The sequence below is a fragment of the Rhodopirellula maiorica SM1 genome, from assembly GCF_000346295.1.
Taxonomy (GTDB): domain Bacteria; phylum Planctomycetota; class Planctomycetia; order Pirellulales; family Pirellulaceae; genus Novipirellula; species Novipirellula maiorica.
In genome coordinates, this window is sequence record NZ_ANOG01001005.1 from 1 (window position 1) to 3,597 (window position 3,597).

Here is a 3,597-nt window from a genome sequence, read left to right on the forward strand (position 1 = left end):
ACTTTCGCCTGCCGAACGTCCCGAGCAATTGATCGTGATCGACGGCACATGGCATCATGCTAAAACGTTGATGCGGGACATCCCGCGGCTGCAAACGTTGCCGCGTTACCGATTGGCCCCCGAATCGCCGGGCCGCTATCGGATCCGTCGCGAACCGAATGAGCATGCGCTTTCAACACTCGAAGCAACCGTGTCGGCACTACGCGCAATCGAGCCCGAGACCGAAGGACTTGATCGACTGCTTGGTGCGTTCGAACGGATGGTCGACGACCAGCTCAATCACACTCCGTCGGCTACCAATTGGCGAGCCAATCAATCTCGCCGCCGCGGTTCGGCCAACGTGCCACGCGTTTTGACACGTGAACTCGAAAACGTGGTTGTCGCATATGGCGAACAAGAAAAAGGAGTGCGACTGGATCGCGGAGCACGCCGAGGAGTGCGAAACCGTTTCCGCGCCAAACCGATCCTCTGGACCGCCGAGCGACTGGTCAGTGGCGAACGTTTCGAATGCACGATCCAAACCGACTCGGGACTCGAGAGTGATTTCCTTGATCGTTTGCAGTTATCGGCGGATGACTTTGCCGATGCCGTCTCGGTCGATACCTTTCGCGAACGGTGGCGAGCGTTTTTGCGTCCGACCGACCATGTCGCCGTCTATCACGCGAACACCGCAAAGTTGCTGCGAAACGTTGATGCGGAGTTTTCTGACACCTTGATCCTGAAGTCGATTCAGATGAAATCGCACAGTAAGTCCGATTCGCTCGAATCGTTTTTGGTCGAACAAGCGATCCAGGCCGAGGTGGACGGCAATTCGCGAGCATCACTGCGGCTTGCCAACGCCGTCGCCTTCGCAAAGCACCTCAGCCAACGCGAGGTCGCGGCCCAGGCGTAGTTTTCCCCGGACTCACGTCCGGGGCTACAACCTACCGTCGCGTTGCGACTCGCAGGCGACAAAATCGCGAAGCGATGACACGCGCTAGCCACGGACGCAAGTCCGTGGTTATTGCGTGAGCGTTCCAAGTCAGTCGCAACGCTGCGACATGCCTAGCTGAGGAAGCACGTTCAAGCGGTGCCACCCACAATAGCCACGCGGTTCGTGCCTCCGACGCAACCTGCCTGTACGAGCCTCCTCATGCCGTCGCTTCGCGACTTCGGTGATTGATGCGAACGGTTTCCCCGGACTAACGTCCGGGGCTACAGCCTGCCGTCGCGTTGCGACTAGCAGACGACAAAATCGCAACGCGATGACATGCGGTAGCCACGGACGCAAGTCCGTGGTCAGTGCGTGAGCGTTCTAGGCCAGTCGCAACGCGACGACAGGCGTTTTACCCAACGATTTCCTGTTCAAAAACGTAGCGTGGATCAAATACAATCTCATGTTTCTCGAGCATTTCTACGTACTCATCGCGGAACGTCCATTTGCGGTGATGTTCGCGTTGACCAGCGATGTATGCCTTGACTTCATTGGCCATTGATTGACTGACTGAGAACGCTCCGTAACCAAGTTGCCATTGGAATTTGGTTTTCAACCGTTTTTGCTCGTTGATCCACTTCGATGAGTTTGCTTTCAGCAATTGAATCGTCGCAGCGATTGCGAACGTGGGATGGATCTTAAGCAACAAATGAACATGATCTTCGATTCCGCCCGACTTCAATAGCACGGCCTTGTGCTCTTTTATGGTTCCTCCGATGTAAGCGAAGAGGTCGTCACGCCAGTCTGTGTGAAGAAGTGGCTTACGAAATTTGGTTGAAAAAACGACATGCACAAGAATACCGTGATGAGAAGACATCGTCCGTTCTCCTGTTGTCGGGTCGCGACAAATTGTGTTGTAGGGCATTTCCCCTGAATGTAGGCTGGGACTATTGTCTATCGTCGCGTTGTGACGGGCTGATTGCAAATCGAAAGGCTAGGGCAGCTTTCGACATCGCGCTTCCATCAATTGGGCAACTGGGGCAAGTCTTCCTGACGTCGCTTCGCGACTTCTTCTCTTGATGCGAACGTTTTCCCCGGACTGACGTCCGGGGCTACTGCCTACCGTCGCGTTGCGACTAACAGCCGACAAAATCGCGAAGCGATGCCATGCGCAAGCCACAGACGCAAGTCCGTGGTCAGTGCGTTAGCGTTCTAGGACCGTCGCAACGCGACGACATGCGTCGCTGTGGAGACACGATCAAGCGGTATCACGCACTAACAACCACGCGGTTCGTGCCTCCGACGCAACCCGCCTGTACGGTCCCCCCACCTCCTGCCGTCGCTTCGCGACTTCTTCTCTTGATGCAAACGTTTTCCCCGGACTGGCGTCCGGGGCTACTGCCTACCGTCGCGTTGCGACTCTAAGACGACAAAATCGCGAAGCGATGGCATGTCTCTACCTGGACAATTAGCCAGGACGGGATGCGGGGGGATTGGCAGGGCGTCGATAGAAAACGCTGCGACAGTTGAGGCCTTCCTGCGAGGTCATTGCCTTCAAACGAGCACGAACCAAACCGTTTTTCGAATACAGGGGGGCGGGGATGATCGTCAGTTCACTGTTTGGGGGTTTGCAAAGGAGTACTAGGAGCCGCCGTCCCGTCTAGCTACGCTATCAGGCTGAAATTCGTTTCCGACGTCTGAAAGCGTGGTGTTGAATGAAGATTGTGACCTATTTTGCGGGCGTGTTGTGCTGTTTGCTGGTGGCATCCAGACCGTTGTCAGCCGAACAAAATTCGCCAGCACCGAAACGCCTTCCCGTCCTTGAATCTCAAGACCGCGATATGCTACGCAAACATTTGAACGAAAGCGTGCTGCGTGGTGAGGTGCCCGGTGGCGCTCTGTTGCTCGTGCATAATGGCGAGACGGTTTTCAAGGATGGATTCGGGTTTCGCCATATCAAACACAACAAGCCCTTTACCGCGGACACGCCGTTTCGCGTTGCTTCAATTTCCAAACCGATTATCGCCACACTCGTCGTCAAACTTGCCGCCGAGCGGCGATTGGACTTGGACCGACCGATCGATGCCTATTTGCACGAGATGAGTGATCTGGTGCTCGAGTCCGGCGAGCGTCCTGCGACCATACCGACGCTACGTCAATGTCTTAGCCATACCGCCGGATTTCGCTCGGACTACGACGATGGAGGACGTCCTTGGCTGCGGCTCCGGGGCCAAGGGATGACGCTGGCCGATGCCGTTATCGAGGAGGCTAAGATACCGATGCCGATCGATCCCGGCAGCGAATTTGCCTACAGCGGTATTGGATACGATATCGCGGGCCGGATCATCGAGGTGTCCACGGGCAGATCGCTCGAGGCGGCTTTGCAGACGGAGTTGTTCGAGCCGCTTGGGATGACGCAGTCGACTTATTATCCCGACGAGCAGACGGCCGAGCAAATGGCTGATTTCTATTGGCTGTGGCGGTCCGATGGAAAATTTCGCCGGAAACTGACCCCGCCTCCTATTCCGCAGGGCAACTACGTTTCCGTCGGTGGCGGGATTGTTTCGACGCTCGAGGATTTGAGCAATTTCATGCAGTTGCACCAGAATCACGGGGTGCATGATGGCAAACCGTTCATTCCTCGCAAAGCAATCGAAGAAATGTATCGAGGCGAGCGGCCAGGC

The 3,597-nt window shown here is 56.0% G+C and carries 3 protein-coding genes; 2 read left to right on the forward strand and 1 reads right to left on the reverse strand.

The features are described 5' to 3' along the window. On the forward strand, positions 1–892 hold an 892-nt coding region (locus RMSM_RS32505), incomplete at its 5' end, for a DTW domain-containing protein (RefSeq protein WP_040770693.1). A 433-nt stretch (positions 893–1,325) separates the two neighbouring features. Here the strand turns inward: RMSM_RS32505 and tnpA are convergent. Beyond that, the gene (gene tnpA / locus RMSM_RS32510) at positions 1,326–1,790 is read right to left on the reverse strand and encodes an IS200/IS605 family transposase (protein ID WP_040770695.1); all 465 of its coding nucleotides are present in this window, start codon (positions 1,788–1,790) and stop codon (positions 1,326–1,328) included. Positions 1,791–2,628: 838 nt separating this feature from the next. Here tnpA and RMSM_RS32515 point away from each other — a divergent pair. Next, positions 2,629–3,597 (forward strand): serine hydrolase domain-containing protein (locus tag RMSM_RS32515; protein WP_040770694.1); only part of this gene is annotated, 969 nt, incomplete at its 3' end.